16 protein-coding genes are annotated in these 16527 nt (G+C 64.1%); 1 reads left to right on the forward strand and 15 read right to left on the reverse strand.

Translation table 11 applies throughout. The features are described 5' to 3' along the window. Positions 1–62 precede the first annotated feature (62 nt). From recN to FCK22_RS02395, 15 genes are all read right to left on the reverse strand, one after another. Positions 63–1733 (reverse strand): DNA repair protein RecN, encoded by a 1671-nt coding sequence (gene recN / locus FCK22_RS02325; RefSeq protein ID WP_067263267.1) that lies wholly within the window; start codon positions 1731–1733, stop codon positions 63–65. 32 nt (positions 1734–1765) lie between these two features. Further along, entirely contained in the window at positions 1766–2632 is an 867-nt protein-coding gene (locus tag FCK22_RS02330) for an outer membrane protein assembly factor BamD (protein ID WP_067263264.1), read from the reverse strand. Between the two features lie 241 nt (positions 2633–2873). After that, complete coding sequence (gene lpxC / locus FCK22_RS02335; protein WP_067263262.1) at positions 2874–3797, reverse strand: UDP-3-O-acyl-N-acetylglucosamine deacetylase; 924 nt, start codon at positions 3795–3797, stop codon at positions 2874–2876. Between the two features lie 207 nt (positions 3798–4004). Then, entirely contained in the window at positions 4005–5615 is a 1611-nt protein-coding gene (gene ftsZ / locus FCK22_RS02340; protein ID WP_136720175.1) for a cell division protein FtsZ, read from the reverse strand. 173 nt (positions 5616–5788) lie between these two features. After that, positions 5789–7123, reverse strand: coding sequence for a cell division protein FtsA (ftsA, locus tag FCK22_RS02345; RefSeq protein ID WP_067263257.1), 1335 nt, complete (start codon positions 7121–7123; stop codon positions 5789–5791). A gap of 30 nt (positions 7124–7153) precedes the next feature. Further along, positions 7154–8035 carry a cell division protein FtsQ/DivIB gene (locus FCK22_RS02350; protein WP_067263255.1) on the reverse strand — a complete coding sequence of 294 codons (882 nt, stop codon included), beginning with the start codon at positions 8033–8035 and terminating at the stop codon, positions 7154–7156. Then, the gene (locus FCK22_RS02355) at positions 8023–8946 is read right to left on the reverse strand and encodes a D-alanine--D-alanine ligase (protein WP_082852017.1); all 924 of its coding nucleotides are present in this window, start codon (positions 8944–8946) and stop codon (positions 8023–8025) included. Before FCK22_RS02355 ends, FCK22_RS02350 begins: the two co-directional genes overlap by 13 nt. A gap of 85 nt (positions 8947–9031) precedes the next feature. Continuing rightward, positions 9032–9979 carry a UDP-N-acetylmuramate dehydrogenase gene (gene murB, locus FCK22_RS02360; RefSeq protein WP_067263251.1) on the reverse strand — a complete coding sequence of 316 codons (948 nt, stop codon included), beginning with the start codon at positions 9977–9979 and terminating at the stop codon, positions 9032–9034. Positions 9980–10018: 39 nt separating this feature from the next. After that, positions 10019–10318: a hypothetical protein gene (locus FCK22_RS02365; RefSeq protein ID WP_067263249.1), complete on the reverse strand. Its 300-nt coding sequence runs from the start codon at positions 10316–10318 to the stop codon at positions 10019–10021. After that, complete coding sequence (locus FCK22_RS02370) at positions 10315–10581, reverse strand: DUF2484 family protein (protein ID WP_067263246.1); 267 nt, start codon at positions 10579–10581, stop codon at positions 10315–10317. Before FCK22_RS02370 ends, FCK22_RS02365 begins: the two co-directional genes overlap by 4 nt. Beyond that, on the reverse strand, positions 10578–10829 hold the full coding sequence (locus FCK22_RS02375) for a DUF2484 family protein (RefSeq protein WP_067263245.1): 252 nt from the start codon (positions 10827–10829) through the stop codon (positions 10578–10580). Before FCK22_RS02375 ends, FCK22_RS02370 begins: the two co-directional genes overlap by 4 nt. Next, on the reverse strand, positions 10826–12244 hold the full coding sequence (murC, locus tag FCK22_RS02380) for a UDP-N-acetylmuramate--L-alanine ligase (protein ID WP_136720177.1): 1419 nt from the start codon (positions 12242–12244) through the stop codon (positions 10826–10828). Before murC ends, FCK22_RS02375 begins: the two co-directional genes overlap by 4 nt. Next, complete coding sequence (locus tag FCK22_RS02385) at positions 12241–13365, reverse strand: UDP-N-acetylglucosamine--N-acetylmuramyl-(pentapeptide) pyrophosphoryl-undecaprenol N-acetylglucosamine transferase (protein ID WP_067261786.1); 1125 nt, start codon at positions 13363–13365, stop codon at positions 12241–12243. Before FCK22_RS02385 ends, murC begins: the two co-directional genes overlap by 4 nt. Next, positions 13365–14531, reverse strand: coding sequence for a putative lipid II flippase FtsW (ftsW, locus tag FCK22_RS02390; RefSeq protein ID WP_067261784.1), 1167 nt, complete (start codon positions 14529–14531; stop codon positions 13365–13367). Before ftsW ends, FCK22_RS02385 begins: the two co-directional genes overlap by 1 nt. Before the next feature lie 174 nt (positions 14532–14705). Further along, entirely contained in the window at positions 14706–15233 is a 528-nt protein-coding gene (locus FCK22_RS02395; RefSeq protein WP_067261783.1) for a peroxiredoxin-like family protein, read from the reverse strand. A 111-nt stretch (positions 15234–15344) separates the two neighbouring features. On the opposite strand from FCK22_RS02395, the gene FCK22_RS02400 reads away from it, so the two are divergent. Then, the gene (locus FCK22_RS02400; protein WP_067261781.1) at positions 15345–16520 is read left to right on the forward strand and encodes an NAD(P)/FAD-dependent oxidoreductase; all 1176 of its coding nucleotides are present in this window, start codon (positions 15345–15347) and stop codon (positions 16518–16520) included. Positions 16521–16527 lie beyond the last annotated feature (7 nt).

Genomic DNA, 16527 nt, shown 5'->3' on the forward strand with positions numbered 1-16527 from the left:
GGGACTAAGACCAGTTGAACCCTTTCTGTCTAGGGCAAGCTGACCTTGGGTAAAACCGCCATTTAAGAAGTCGTCGCGCCCTGTTGCCCGTTGAGCAATGCCTCCGCCGCCGCGCGGGCCGCATCGGTGATCGTATCGCCCGCGAGCATTCGGGCGACCTCATCAACGCGCTCTTCGGCGGCAAGGGGGGTGACGGTCGAGGTGGTCATGCCCTTGGTCACCGATTTCGCCACACGCCAGTGATGCGCGCCAAGGGCTGCGACCTGCGGCGAATGGGTGACGACCAAGACCTGCCCCTCGGCGGCCAATGCCTTCAGGCGGCGGCCCACGGCATCGGCGGTGGCGCCCCCTACCCCACGGTCGATCTCGTCAAAGATCAGGGTGAGGCCGGATTGGGTCTGGGTCAGGCAAACCTTCAGCGCCAAGAGGAACCGGCTCAACTCCCCGCCCGAGGCGATTTTGCCCAAGGGTCCGGCAGGCGCGCCCGGGTTTGTGGCGACGGTGAAAGAGACCGCATCGCGCCCCTCGGGGCCTGCGGGTTCCTCGGTCAATTGCGTCTGGAACACTGCGCGTTCCATCTTGAGCGGGGCAAGCTCTGCCGCCACGGATTTGTCGAGCTTGGCCGCGGCCTTGCGCCGCTTCTCGGTCAGCGCAGTGGCCTGTTCGTCGTAAAGCGCCTGCGCTTCGCGGACGGCTTTCTCCAGCCCCTCCTGCGCCGCTTCGCCCGCATCGAGCGCGTCGAGCTTGGCGCGCAGCGTGTCGGCGAAACCGGCAAGTTCATCGGGCTGCACGTCATGTTTGCGCGCAAGGCCGCGGATCGCAAAAAGCCGCTCTTCGCAGGCTTCCAACTCATAGGGGTCGAACGACATGCCGTCGATCGCATCGGCCACACCGGACATCGCCTCGTCCAATTCCACCATGGCGCGGTTGAGCGCGGCGAGCGGGCCCTCCAGCGCGCCTTCGGCCTTGTCGGCCACCCCGTCGAGCCAGCGCAGCGCGTCGCCCATGGCGGTCTCTGCGCCGCCTTGGCCCAACAACTCATAGGCGTTGACCACATCGCGGCGGATTTTCTCGGCCCCCTGCATCTGGCGGCGGCGGGTGTCGAGGGCGGCCTCCTCCCCCGCTTCGGGGTCGAGCTTGTCCAACTCGGCCACGGCGTGACGCAGGAACTCTTCCTCGGCGGCGATGGCCTCGCGTTCGGCAGCGGCAGCGGCGGCGGCTTTGCGGGCGGCGCCGAGGGCATTCCACGCCTCGCGCAGCTTGGCAATCGCCCGGGCATTCCCGGCGTAATCGTCCAAAATGGCACGATGGCCCCGCGGGTTGAGCAGGCCGCGGTCATCATGCTGGCCGTGCAGTTCCACCAATGTCTCGGACAGGCGGCGCAGCACCTCACCCGAACAGCGGCGGTCATTGACCCAAGCGGTCTTGCGCCCGTCGGAGGTGTTGATGCGGCGCAGGATCAATTCATCTCCGGCAGGCAGGCCCGCCTCTTCCAGCACCGCATGGGCCGGGTGGCCGGGCGGAAGATCGAACCACGCGGTCACCTCACCCTGTTCGGCCCCTTGGCGCACCAGATCGGCACGCCCGCGCCAGCCCAGAACGAAGCCGAGCGAATCCAAAAGGATCGACTTGCCCGCGCCGGTCTCACCGGTCAGCACGTTCAGCCCCGGCTGGAAGCCAAGCTCCAGCCGGTCGATGATCAGCATGTCTGAAATATCAAGTCCGCGCAGCATCTAGAACCGTCGGGTGGGCGATCCCACCCCCCTTAAAGCCACTCGCCCTTGATGGTCTGGCGATAGGCTGCACCCAGCCAATTGTCTTTGTAAAAGGCAGGCTCAAGGCCGCGCCCGGTCAGCAGTTTGTAGCTGTCCTCATACCATTCGGAGCCCCGGTAGTTGTGGCCAAGGATGGCCCCCGCCGTCTGCGCCTCATGGTTCAGGCCGAGCGACAGATAAGCTTCGACCAGACGGTGCAGCGCTTCGGCGGTGTGGGTGGTGGTCTGGAAATCCTCGACCACGACGCGGAAGCGATTGATCGCGGCGGTATAGTGATCGCGGCGCAGGTAGTAGCGGCCAATCTCCATCTCCTTGCCCGCCAGATGGTCGAAGGCGAGGTCGAATTTCAGGATCGCGGAGCGGGCATATTCGCTGTCCGGGTAGCCTTCGATCACGGCGCGCAGAGATTGCAACGCTTGGAAGGTCAGCCCTTGGTCGCGGCCCACTTCGTCGATCTGGTCGTAATAGCTCAGCGCCAAGAGGTACTGCGCATAGGCGGCATCGTCATCGGCGGGGTAGAAATCAATGAAGCGCTGCGCGGCGGAGCGGCTGTTGGGATAGTCCTGATCCTTGTGATAGGCGAAAGCCTGCATGATCAGGGCGCGTTTGGCCCATTCGGAATAGGGATAGAGACGCTCGATCTCGGCGAAATAAAATGCCGCTTCGCCGGGGTTGTTGTTGGTCAGCTCATATTCGCCGCGCTCGAAAATCTGCTCAGCCGAATAGGTTTCAAGCGGGATTTCCTGCGGGTTGAAGAAGTTCCCATCAGAGCGTCCGTCACCACCGCCGCAGGCTGCCAATGTCGCGACCAGAAGCACCGCACTGATCGTCCGCTTGCGCGATCCCGCTACCGTCATGCCCGCACCCCTTGCATCGTCCAACCCATGGTCTTTGACCCTCTTGCGCATGTGACTAGCACAATAAACTGCGTTGCAAAACGCCCATTCCGCCCCCGTCCGCAGGCGGCTGCGCGGCGGCGCATCGCTGGGTCAGGCTTGTCACTTCGGCTTAGTGAATACAAGGCATTGGCAGGGCGTTCAATGGCACTTCGCCGCCTAAGCGCCCTGCGCTTTGCGGTGCTGCTCCCCCACCCCGGGATCAGGCAACCTGTGGGATTTCGTTCCAGATCAGGCCGGAGCCGGGCAGCCGCGCCGTTTGCGCTGCATCGCAGGCCACCAGACGCACGGCATCCGGCGTGGCAAAGAGCGCGCGCAGCAGCGTGTTGGTCAGCGAATGGCCCGCGCGTTTGCCTTCGTAATGGCCCAAAAGCGGCGCCCCGGCCAGCGCCAGATCGCCGAGCGCATCGAGCATCTTGTGGCGCACAGGCTCATCCGCGTGGCGCAGGCCGCCGGGGCTGACGACGGCATCGCCATCGAAAACCACCGCGTTCTCACCCGCTTCGCCACCAAGCGCCAGACCATTGGCCTGCATCGCCTCGACATCCGCCTGACGGCAGAAGGTGCGGCTGTCGCAGAGTTCACGCGCGAAGGAGCCGTTGTTCATCACCAGCGACTTGCGCTGCTGGCCGATGGCGGCATCGGCAAAGTCGATCTCAAAGTCGATGCGCAGCGTATCCGCGGGCGAGATCGTCGCAACCGCGTCGCCATCCTGCACGGTAACGGTTTTCAGCACTTCGAAGGCCATCACGGGGGCTGCAAGCTGGCGCAGACCGCGCTGCATGATCCCGCGCACGAAAGGCAGCGAGGAGCCATCAAGGATCGGCACTTCGGGGCCGTCGATCTCAATCAAAAGGTTATGGATGCCACAGCCCGCCACGGCGGCCATCAGATGCTCGACGGTCGAGATCGAAAGGCCGGTGGGGTTTTCCAGCTTGGTGCAGAGCGGCGAGCGGTTCACCGCGTCCCAGCGGGCGGGGATCAGACGGTCACCGACCGCCACATCGCTGCGCGAGAACCAGATGCCGTGATGGGCCGACGCCGGGCGCAGTGTCACCGTCGCAGGCAGACCGGAGTGCAGGCCTGTGCCAGTAAAACTTACCGCTGATTTGATCGTTGTCTGCACCGGGTCATCCTCAAGCTTCGAACATCTTCTTGTGTGTTGAACTCTGGATTAAGGGGCAGGTTCGTTTTGCTCAACTCAATCTTTGCAACGGTCTGAAACATCACTGCAACATTTGAGCACGGCTACGCTTACCCGGGAGCAAGGCGTTGTTCTAAAACAAAAAAGGGCCGCCCTAAGGCAGCCCTTTCGTCATTCATCGTGATCAGTTCAGTTGGCCTGACGGCGCAGGAACGCGGGGATTTCGATGCGTTCTTGATCGGGATCGTTGTTTTCCTGCGGCTGCGGCGCGGCGGCAGAGGCGCGGGTTTGCACCGGCGGCTGCTGGCGCGCGGGGCGGGCTTGCGCTTCGCCTTCGGCGTGGCCGGTCATCCGATTGATCAGGGAGTTGATGCCGAAACGGCCCTTGTCGCCCTGCTCACCCTGCTGCTGCTGGGCCTGACGGTGCTGCTCGGGCGCGGCCTTCTGTGCGGCGGCGCGCAGGCGGGCCAGCGCTTCGGGGGACGGTGTGCCGGGGGTCGGCGCACGCGGTGCGACGAAGGCTTCGGGCTCGGCTTCGATGTTCTCTTCCTGACGCGGCTCGAATGCGGCGACCTCAGGCTGGTACGCCGGTGCGGGCAGACCGTCGTCGTCTTCGACAACGTTCTCGTCCTCATACTGGTCCTGCTCGCGCTGTGTCGGCTGGAGGTCTTGGAACAGGGCGGCCTGTTCGACTTCCTGCGGCGCTTCGGCGGCCACGGAGGCAGCGACCGGCGCCTGTGCGGCGGACACCTGCGCCACATCGTCAACCGATACGTTCTGACGCAAAGGCTGGCTCATGGAGCGGCGCGGGACCGGGATTTCGGTGTTCACATCAGTGGCGTCGATGCCGGTTGCGACAACGCTGACGCGCATCAGGCCACCAAGGCTTTCGTCCAGCGTGGAGCCGACGATGATGTTCGCTTCGGGGTCCACTTCCTCGCGAATGCGGTTGGCCGCTTCGTCGAGTTCGAACAGGGTAAGGTCCTGACCGCCGGTGATGTTGATGAGCACGCCCTTGGCACCGCGCAGGCTGATTTCGTCCAGCAGCGGGTTGGCGATGGCTTTCTCGGCGGCTTGGATGGCGCGATTTTCGCCCTCGGCCTCGCCCGTTCCCATCATCGCCTTGCCCATCTCGTCCATCACGGCGCGGACATCGGCGAAGTCGAGGTTGATGAGACCCGGACGGACCATCAGGTCGGTCACGCCCTTCACACCTTGGTACAGCACGTCATCGGCAAGCGAGAAGGCTTCGGTGAAGGTGGTCTTTTCGTTCGCCAGACGGAAGAGGTTCTGGTTCGGAATGATGATCAGCGTGTCGACGACCTTTTGCAGCGTCTCGACGCCGTCTTCGGCCTGACGCATGCGCTTGGCGCCTTCGAATTGGAAGGGCTTGGTCACGACGCCGACGGTCAGCACGCCCAGTTCACGCGCGGCCTGCGCGATGATCGGAGCCGCCCCGGTGCCGGTGCCGCCGCCCATGCCGGCGGTGATGAAGCACATATGCGCGCCGGCAAGGTGGTCGACGATCTGTTCGATGCTCTCTTCGGCAGCGGCAGCACCCACAGAGGCACGCGCGCCCGCACCCAGACCTTCGGTGACTTTGATGCCCAGTTGCACGCGGTTCTCGGCCTGAGCCTGCTGCAACGCCTGTGCGTCGGTGTTGGCCACGACGAAATCAACACCGTCAAGTTGCTTTTCGATCATGTTATTGACCGCGTTGCCGCCTGCCCCGCCAACACCGAAGACGGTGATACGGGGTTTCAGATCATCATGTCCTGGCATTGAAAGGTTGAGTGTCATGTGCTGTCCGCCTGTCCAGTTAACCGCGTTCTGCGGGAGTTTTTCGACCAAATTTACCCGACCCTACCGGGCTAGGGCCGCATCGTCACCTAAAAAACATCGTTTTGACGCTAAATATGGGCAGAAACTTGCCAGTTTCCGCCTTATCTCGGGCTTCTCACCCGATATTGGGGTCACCAGTTGTCTCTAAACCATTTCACCGCGCGTTTGAGCGAGCGGGACGGGTAGCGATCGGCAGGGATGTCGAAATCCCACCATTCGTCCTGCGGATGCGCCGCGAAAAGCGCAAGCCCCACGGCAGAGGCGAAGCCCGGCCCGGTCGCGGCCTGCGGCAGCCCATGCACGCGCAGTGGGCGCCCCAGACGAACCTGCTGGCCAAGGATCTTGCTGGCCAGCCCGTCAAGGCCCGGTATCTGACTGCCCGCCCCGGTAAGCACAATCTGTTGGCTTGGCAAGTGGTCGAAACCGGCGGCATCCAGCCGAACGCGGACCTCTTCGAGGATCTCTTCGACACGCGGGCGCATGATGCCGATCAGCTCCGCCCGGCTGGCGGTGCGGCGGTCGTGTTCGTAATCGCCGGTCTCGCCGCCGATCTCGATCATGTCGCGGTCGTCCATGCCGGTGGCATGCACCCCGCCGTAGAAGGTCTTGATCCGCTCGGCATTGGCCATCGGCACTTGCAGACCCATGGAGATGTCGGAGGTGACGTGATCCCCGCCCATCCGCACCGTATCGGCATAGATCATATGTTTCTTGATAAAGATCGACAGGCCCGTGGTGCCACCGCCAAAGTCGATACAGGCGGCACCTAGCTCTTGCTCATCCTCGACCAGCGCCGAAATGCCCGAAGCGTAGGAGGATGAGGCGATCCCGGCCAGTTCCAGATCACAGCGTTTGATGCAATGGGCCAGATGCTGCACCGTATCGGCGTCGACGGTCAGCATATGCATGTCCACCGAGAGGCTGTTGCCCAGCTGGCCGCGCGGGTCGGCCAGACCGCTGCGGTGATCCAGCGCGAAGTTCACCGGCTGGGCGTGCAGCACCTCGCGGCCCTCGCCATATTCCGGCACGTCGCAGCCCGCCAGCACACGCGCCACGTCCTGCTCCGAGACCGATTGCCCCTCCAACTCGACCGAGGCGTCGAGCCCATAGCTGCGCGGCTCCCCGCCCGAGAAACAAGCGATGACGTGATCGACGCGGATGCCAGCCATTTTCTGTGCGGCCTGAAGCGCGGTGCGGATCGCGCGCTCGGTCTCGCCCATGGCGCAAATCTCACCAAAACGGACCCCGCGTGAGCGGGTGGTCGCCGCCCCGATGACCCGGAACCCAGACTGCCCGGCCAAGGACCCGATGTCGCCACTGTCGCTATCAAGCCCGGCACCGTCAAAGCGCAGCACCAGACAGGCGATCTTGGAGCTGCCCACATCCAAAATGGCGACCACCCCGCGTTGGATCGCCAATTTGCGCATGTGCCGCATCGAACGCTGACTGTCGTATAGGTCCATCATTTCGTTACTGTCCCGATTCCAATGGCCATCTTACTGGCCGGAAAGCTGCCTGATGTGCCACCATTCGCGGGTGGCATCTTCGTTCATTCTAAGGGTCGGTCTTGCCGCCAACCGCATGTCCACACGCGCCACATCCCGCGTAAGAACCTCTTGGGCGCCTTCCAGCGCGATCACCCGTTCCAGCGCTTGCAGCGCGTTTTCTTCGGGCAACATGATCGTTTGATCGCGGTCCAGCACCACGTCCCAGCGGCGCTGGCCGACGCGGACCAAACCGCGCAGCCGGTCGCCCAAGACATTCGCGGCCCCGATCAGCTTGAGCGCCTCCGGCACCGCTTTGTCGGCCCCTGCCCCCGCGATCAGCGGCAGGTCGGCATGATCGCGCCGCGCCTCGATCCGTGCCACATGGGCACCGGTATTGTCCACCAGCGCCAGCCCCGTTTCACTGCGCCAGACGGCCACAGGCACGCGCGGGGTCACGTCGATTTGCAGCACGCCGCCGGGGCGGATGCGCACATTGGCCTGTTTTACCCCGTCGATGTCGGTGATCTTCTCACGGATTTGCGGCAGGTCGAGATCGAAGGAGGACAGCGGAAATTCCAGCGGCAGCGCGGTGCGGATTTCGGTCGAGAGCATGTCGCTCGCCCCGTCGATGGCCATGAGTTTGACCATGAACTCGGGCCGCTCTTCGATGCTGGCGCGCACGTCGGCGATGGCCTGCACCACGGTGCCGCGCCGCTCTTCGTCCGCCATATAGATCGTGCCCGCCAGCAGGCTCAGCGTGAAGGGCAGCCCCACGCGCAGGGCAAAACGGAACCCCGGCGTCAGCATCAACCGCTGCATGCGCCATGACCACCGCGACGGGGCGGGATCGGCCTTGACCGTTTCCGGGCGGCGGCGGATCAGCGATCGCATGTAGCGTCCTCCACCATCCAGGCGCAAAGCTCAGGGAATGAAATGCCGCAGGCCGCGGCCTGCTCGGGCGAGAGCGAAGTGGCAGTCATGCCGGGCTGGGTGTTGGTCTCCAACAGGATCAGCCCCTCTGGGCCGCGCGCCTCGTCCCAGCGAAAATCGGTGCGGCTGATGCCCTTGCAGCCAAGCGCCGCATGGGCGCGGCGGGCATAGTCGAAACACAGATCGGTGATCTCTTGCGGCAGATCGGCGGGCACCACATGGCGCGAGCCGCCGGGCTTGTATTTTGCGTCATAGTCATACCAGCCGGTGGTGATGATATCCGTCACCGCCAGTGCCCGGTCGCCCATCACGGTGGTGGTCAACTCACGCCCCGGCGCGAAAGTCTCGACCATCACCTCGGCGGGCATGTCTTCGGACAGTTGCGGCGGGCCGTTGTTTTCCTCGGCCACGAGGTAGACCCCAACCGAAGAGCCTTCGTTATTGGGTTTGACCACATAGGGCGGCGCCATGACATGGGCGGCCATCACATCGGCCTTGGGCGCGATCACGCTTTCCAGCACGGGCAGCCCCGCGTGGCGGAACACATCCTTGGAGCGCTGCTTGTCCATCGCAAGCGCCGAGGCCAGCACGCCGGAATGGGTGTAGGGCAGCTTGAGCCACTCCAGCAACCCCTGCACACAGCCATCTTCGCCCCAACGGCCATGCAGGCAATTCAGAACGGCATAGGGGTTAAGATCGGCCAGAACGGCTGGAAGATCGCGGTCGGCTTCGACCTCGATCACGTTATATCCGCCATGTTCCCGCAAGGCAGCGGCGCATGCACGCCCACTGGACAGGGACACCTCATGCTCGGCCGAGGGGCCACCCATCAATACCGCCACTGTCGGGGTCTGTCCGCTCGACTTACCCACCAAAGTGCCTCTTCGCCTCGGACCGTTTGCGGCCCCTATCGTTGTTTTCTTTGCTTCTGCCGTGGCTTAGCTGCTGCGCCGCGGCTTAGCTTTGCGGCGCCGGATCGCCCAATTTCTCACCGACGCGCTTAATTTCCCATTCTAGCCTTATACCGCTTGAAGCGTAAACCTTTTTTCGCACCTCTTCGCCCAATGTCTCAAGATCATGGGCCGTGGCGCCGCCGGTGTTGATCAGGAAATTTGAGTGTTTCGGGCTCATCTGCGCGCCGCCTACGGTGGCCCCGCGCATCCCGGCGTCATCGATCACCTTCCACGCCTTCAAATCATGCACATCATCCGCCTTCCCGGTCGAAGAGAAGCCCGCTGGGTTGCGGAAAGTGGAGCCGGCGCTGCGGTCTTTCGTGGGCTGGCTCTCATCCCGTTTGGCAAGCTGCTGCTCCATCCGGGTGTGAAGCTCCTCCGGCACGCCTTTGGGCGGCGCAAAGGTCGCCCCGATCAGCACCGCGCCGGGCGAGAGATCGCTCTGCCGGTAGCGGAAGTTGAGGTCATCTGCCGTCAGGGTCACCACCTCGCCCGCGCGGGTCACAGCCTGAGCCGAGACGAAGTGATCCGCCGTGTAGCTGCCGTAACAGCCCGCATTCATACGCAACGCGCCGCCGATGCTGCCGGGAATGGTGCGCAGAAAGGTCAGGTCCAGCCCCGCATCCGCCGCCTTGCGTGCCACATGGGCGTCGAGCGCTGCGGCCCCCGCCGTCACCTGATCGCCGTCGATCTCAATCCCGTTGAAACCCCGGCCCAGCCGGATCACCACCGCCCGCAGCCCGCCGTCGCGCACGATGAGATTGCTGCCCACGCCCATGGGGAAAACCGTCACCCCTTGCGGCAAACGCCGCATGAAAAGGCACAGGTCCTCCACATCGGCGGGTTGGAACAGGTAATCCGCAGGGCCGCCGACGCGGAGCCATGTCAGGTCGCTCAGGGCGCGATTTGGGGTCAGCCTGCCGCGCAGGTCGGGGATATTCAGCTTAATCATGGCGCCGCACTTAGCGCATTTGCACGGCAGGGCAAACCATCAAGAAGACGGCGGATCGACGCGGCTTTCGCGCCAGCGTTTGGCCACCCGCCCCGCAAGCCAGCCCAGCCCGAAACCGCCCACCGCATAGAATAGGACGGAAAGCTGCGCCAAAAGCGCATGCGGCTCGAACACCCGCGCATCCAGCCCGAAAACCATCCATGTGGCATTGAGCGCAAAGCCTGCCGCCAGTACAAGAAAGAACCACAGCACGCGGGCGCGAAAACCGGTCCAGATACAGGCGATCATCCAGACCGCAAAGACCGAGAGCAGCGCCACGAGGGTCGGCGTCAGGGTCATTCCGCCGGGCCTTTGACCCGGCCTGCCCCGCGGCGCAGCCAGCGCACGAAATAGACCACGGGCCAGCGCAGCACCGAACAGCCCCCCGCCAGCACCAATAGGCCCAGCCACGGCCCGTGCTGAGCGGTGACGAAACCCACAATCGGTATGCCCACGGCGATCAGCAGATAGGCGCTGCGCCAGTGGGAATCCTTGCTCGGCGTCATGGCAAGGATATTGGCGATCACGAACCAGAAACAGGCAAGGATGAGAGAGAGGCTCATTTCGGCAGCTCCGGCTTTTGGCCCCGCAGCCGCGCCCAGAGATAGCGCAGCGGATTGCGGAACATCGACAGGAACGCCAGCAGCGCCAAAAGCGCATAGGCCCATGACTGGGTCACACCGATGGCGATGATCAGCAAGGGCGCGGCAATCAGCAGAACCACCCCCGGCAGGTATTGAGAGCGCAGCGGCAGCATGGCCACGGTCACGGCGGCGAAGACCCAGAGGATCGACAGCCAGACGAGGGTCACGCAGCCGCCCCCTTGGCCGCGCGCAGCGCCTCGGGCAGGTCATTGGCCCATCCGCTGATCGTACCCGCCCCAAGGCAGACCACCATATCGCCGGGGCGCGCCTCGCGCAGGACCAGTTGCGTCAGCGCCTCGGCATCTTCGACCGCATAGGCATGGCGATGGCCGTGCTGGATCAACCCCGCGACCAGCCCATCTCGGTCGGCACCGGGAATGGGCTCTTCGCCCGCGGCATAGACATCGGCGATGCCCACCACATCGGCATCGTTAAAACAGGCGCAGAACTCGTCAAAGTGATGCGACAGGCGGGAATAGCGGTGCGGCTGGTGCACGGCGATCACGCGGCCCGCGCTGGCCTGCCGCGCGGCTTTCAGCACGGCGGCGATCTCAACCGGGTGGTGGCCGTAGTCATCAATAATGGTCACGCCGTCCACCTCGCCCACGCGGGTAAAGCGGCGGTTCACCCCGCCAAAACTGCCTAAAGCGTCGCGGATTTGCTCAAGCTTCATCCCAAGGTGCCGCGCCACGGTCACCGCCGCCAGCGCGTTTGATACGTTGTGATCGCCGGGCATCGGCAGGGCGCAGTTTTTGATCACCCTGTCTTCGGACTGAAGATGCACGTCGAAATGCGCCACGCCGTCTTTGTAATGCAGCCCCACGGCGCGCACATCGGCCTGCGCGTTGAACCCATAGGTCATGACGCGCCGGTCGGTGAGCTTGCCCACAAGCGACTGCACTTCCGGGTGATCGGTGCAACAGACCGCCAGCCCGTAGAAGGGAATGTTCGAGACGAAGTTCAAAAACCCCTGCCGCAGCGTGTCGAAGTCGCCCCAATGCTCCATATGCTCGGGGTCGATATTGGTGACGATGGCGATGGTGGCGGGCAAGCGGTTGAAACTGCCGTCGCTCTCATCCGCCTCGACCACCATCCAGTCGCCCTGCCCCATCCGCGCGTTGGAGCCATAGGCGTGGATGATGCCGCCGTTGACGACCGTGGGGTCGATACCGCCTGCGACCAGCAGTTCTGCGACCAGCGTGGTGGTCGTCGTCTTGCCATGGGTCCCCGCTACGGCGATGTTGGACTTGAGCCGCATCAGCTCGGCCAGCATCTCGGCCCGGCGGACGACCGGCAGGCCACGGCGGCGCGCCTCGTCCAACTCGGCATTGCCCGGCTTGATCGCCGAAGAGATCACGACCACCGCCGCGCCTTCGATATTCTCAGCCGCCTGCCCCTCGAAGATGCGCCCGCCCAATTCGGCCAGCCGCACGGTGATCTTGGTGGTTTTGAGGTCCGACCCCTGCACCTTGTAGCCGTGGTTCAAAAGCACTTCGGCGATGCCGGACATGCCGATGCCGCCGATGCCGACGAAATGGATCGGGCCGACATCGGTCGGCAGTTTGGTGGCGGCGGCGTTCATTGCGGGTGTTCCTCTTCTGCGGGGGTGAGCGTGCCTTGGGCAGCGAGCTGCTCAACCATATCGGCCAATGTCTCGGCCGCATCGGGTTTGCCGACCGAAAGCGCGGCGCGCGCCATCTGCATTGCCCCTTCGGGCATCTCAAGCACGGCGAGGATCTGGTCGGTCATGATATCTGGATTGGCCTTGCGTTCGGGCACCATGATCGCAGCCCCGGCCTCGACCAAGCCGCGGGCATTGGCGCTTTGGTGATCCCCCGCCGCGGCGGCAAAGGGGATCAGGATCGACGGACGCCCGATCACCGACAGGTCGGCCACGCTGGAGGCACCGGAGCGGCTGATCACCAGCTGCGCCTCGGACATGCGGCGGGGCACATCGTCAAAGAAGGGGCGCACATCGGCGCTGATGCCGGATTCGGCGTAGTAGTCCGCCACCCGCTGGCCGTCTTCGTCGCGGGCCTGATGGCTGACGCGGATGTTGCGGATCATGTTCATCGGCAGGGCCGCAAGCGCCGGGGGCACCACGTCCGAGAGGATGCGCGCGCCTTGGCTGCCGCCCATGACCAAAACCTCCATCGGGTAGTCACCCGGCGGGATATAGGCGGCACCGGCGCGGTCCAGCACGGCGGCGCGAACGGGATTGCCCACATGCCAGCCCTGCACGCCCTCGGGCAGTTTCGTGGGCCAGATGCCGCAGGCCACGGCGTGAACCCGTTTGGCAAAAATCTCATTCACGCGGCCCAGAATGCCGTTCTGCTCGTGGATCATCCGGGGCATGCGCAGCGCCCAAGCGGCGCCGAGCGCGGGGATCGACGGATAGCCGCCAAAGCCTACCACGACCGATGGCCGGTCGCGCAGCATGTTGAGGCTAGAGCGGACCACACCGGCGGCAATGCGGAAGGGCACCAAGGCTTTGGCCACCACGCCGCCCCGGGCAAAGGTGGCGCTGCTGATCTGGGTAATCTCGACCGCTTCGGGAAAGCCGCCGGTATAGCGCGCGCCGCGCGCATCGGTGCTGAGCTTCACACGCCAGCCGCGCTTCAACATCACCTCGGCCAAGGCCTGCGCGGGAAACATATGCCCACCGGTTCCCCCGGCGGCGATGATCAACAGTGGGGCGGCCATCAGCGGCGGCCCCGACCCAGAATATCGCTGATCTCACCCTGCGGGCGGGTCCGGGTAAAGGCCAACAGCATGCCCACGGCGATGCCGCTGGCGATCACTGAAGAGCCGCCGTAGCTCACGAAAGGTAGGGTCATGCCCTTGGCGGGCAAAAGCCGCACTGCCACACCCATGTTGATCATTGCCTGTACTCCGAATGTGCAGGCCAGCCCGGTTCCGGCCAGCCGGATGAAGGGGTCACGCTCGCGCACCAGACGCAGCAGCGACCGGACGACCACGACAGTATATAGGGCGATAATGCAGACGACCATGATCAGGCCATATTCCTCGGCGGCGACGGCGATGATGAAGTCGGTATGCGCATCGGGCAGCGACCATTTCACCTCGCCTTCGCCCACGCCTACGCCGAAAAGCCCGCCCTCGCGGATGGCGTTTGTGGCATAGCCAAGCTGGGTGGTGGGATCGACATCGACGCTGAGAAAGCCGTCGATCCGCCGGGCGAAGTGTTCGGAATTGGAATAGGCGAAGGTGCCCGCCAGAACGACGAGCCCCGCCATACCGACCAGCAGCACCATCGGCGCGCCGGCCACGAAATACATCACCCCCCAGCCGAACAGCACAAGGCAAGCCTGCCCAAAGTCGGGCTGCATCGCCAGCATCAACACGATAGAGATACAAAGCGCGAAGGACCACGATTTGCCCGGAGGGCCGTTGATCTCGGTCGCGGCGGCCATCATCCATGCGGCAGCGACCATGAAACCGGGTTTCAGGAATTCGGAGGGCTGGAACGAGGCGAAACCCAGCGAATACCAGCGCGTCGCCCCCTTGCCAAAATCGGTGCCGAAGAAAGGCAACAGCGCCAGTGCCACGAAGGCGACCACGAAGCCCAGCACCGCCAGACGCCGCACCAGCACCGGGGACATCATCGAGGTCAGCAACATCGCGATCAGCGCCAATCCGCCGAAGAACGCCTGCCGCTGCACATAGTGGAAAGCATCAAAGCCGTTTTTTGCGGCCAAGGGCGGGGATGCTGCCAGCCCCAAAAGCATGCCAACGGCAAAGAGGATCAACACGCAGGACAAAGCCCAACGGTCGACCGTGCGCCACCATTTTGGAAGGATCGGTTCACCATCTCGCACCGGGACCGCGCCATAGACCATCTCTGTCATGGGTATCTGCCTTAACTGCCTCAACGGCCCCTTTGCGGGGTCTCATCCGGGCAGAATAGCCCGAATTGTCATATGAAGCTAGTGCATTTCACCCCGCTAAGGCGGGCGGGGTCAGCGGGGCATTGCCAAGCCCCGCCGCCGGGCGATCAGGTCGCCCTTTCAGGTCGCGCGCAATCAGGCGGCCTTATGGGTGCCGCGCACCGGGTAGCCCTTGTCGCGGACGAATTTGAGGCCGTTCAGCAGACCTTCCAACTCGGGCCGCGCGAATGGCGCGTTGGAAATGTCGATGATCTGCAATTTGCCCTCATCGTTGATGACAAAGGTCGCAGGTTCGGCGAAGGGCCGGTCGGTCTCCTGCGGGCTGCGCGGGTCAGAGATGTAGAGCCCCAGTTCCGCCATCTGGTCGAGGCTCAGATCATAGCCGATAGGCAGGGTCAGGCTGTCTTCCTCGGCCATGGCCTTGGCCTTCTCCTCGGGATCACCAGAGACAGCAATCACATCGACGCCAATCTCATGGAACTGGCTTTGCAGCTTTTCCAATTGCGCGAGATACTTTTTGCAAATCGGGCAGTGCAGGCCGCGGTAGACCACCACCAACTGCCAATCGCGCCCCTCTTGTGGCTGGCCCAAGGTCAGCGTGCCGCCGCCGAGCTTGGCCACGTCCATCTTCGGAAAATCTTGTTCTGCGGTCAGTTTGGTCATTCTCTGCTCCTTTCGTCAGTTGCGTTGCACCCCAGCTATGGCGCCTTGGCAAAGCGGCAACCGGTCTCACGTCTTCTTGACCGGGGCCGCGCATTGAGGCAGAGCGCGCCCATGCAAGTCGATACAGCCATTATCGGAGCCGGTGCCGCAGGCATGATGTGCGCTGCCCATGCGGGCGGGCGGGTGCTGGTGGTGGACCATGCCAAAGCCCCGGGCGAGAAGATCCGCATCTCGGGCGGCGGGCGCTGCAATTTCACCAATATGTACTGCGAACCGCAGGCCTTTCTGAGCCAGAACCCGCATTTCGCCAAATCCGCTTTGGCCCGCTACACACAGTGGGATTTCATCGAACTGGTCGACCGTCACGGCATCGCTTGGCATGAGAAAACCCTCGGCCAGCTTTTCTGCGACACCAGCGCGAAAGAGATCATCGCCATGCTGCGCGGGTTGATGCAGCAGGCCGGGGTCGATCTGCAACTGAAGAGCAGCGCCAACAATTTCGCGAAGGTCGATGGGCAGTTCAGCTTCGACCTGCAAGCGCCTGATAAGTCGGTGAAAGTCACGGCCCGAAACCTCGTGATCGCCACCGGGGGCAAGTCGATCCCCAAGATGGGCGCGACCGGGGTCGCCTATGACATCGCGCGCCAATTTGGGCTGAGCGTCACCGATACGCGGGCCGGGCTGGTGCCCTTTACCTTTGCCGAAGGCCGCTTTGCGCCGCTGGCCGGTGTCGCCACCCCGGCGCGTATTACCGCCGGAGAGGCCGCGTTTGACGAGGCGCTGCTCTTTACCCATCGCGGTCTCTCTGGCCCCGCCGTCTTGCAGGCGTCCTCCTACTGGCGCGAAGGCGAGCCGATCACCGTGAACCTCGCCCCCGAAGGCACCCTCTTGGACGCGCTCCGCGACCAGCGGCAACGCGCGGGGCGGCGGAACTTCACCACCGTTCTCGCGCAACACCTCCCCGCGCGGCTGGTGGAACATCTGGGGCAGACGTTCGACCTGTCGGGGAATCTGGCGGATTGGTCGGACGCGCGGCTTTCCGCATTCATCACAGGCATCGAGAACTGGCAGCTTCACCCCGGCGGCACCGAAGGATATCGCACGGCAGAGGTCACACTGGGCGGGGTTGATACCGACGGGCTATCCTCCAAGACCATGGCGGCGAAAGAGGTGCCGGGGCTCTATTTCATCGGCGAGGCCGTGGATGTGACCGGCTGGCTCGGCGGGTATAACTTTCAGTGGGCGTGGTCTTCGGGCATGGCGGCGGCACGGGCGATTGCGGGCTAGGCACCGC

The sequence above is a fragment of the Sulfitobacter sp. 15WGC genome (assembly GCF_005068605.1).
Taxonomy (GTDB): Bacteria; Pseudomonadota; Alphaproteobacteria; order Rhodobacterales; family Rhodobacteraceae; genus Sulfitobacter; species Sulfitobacter faviae.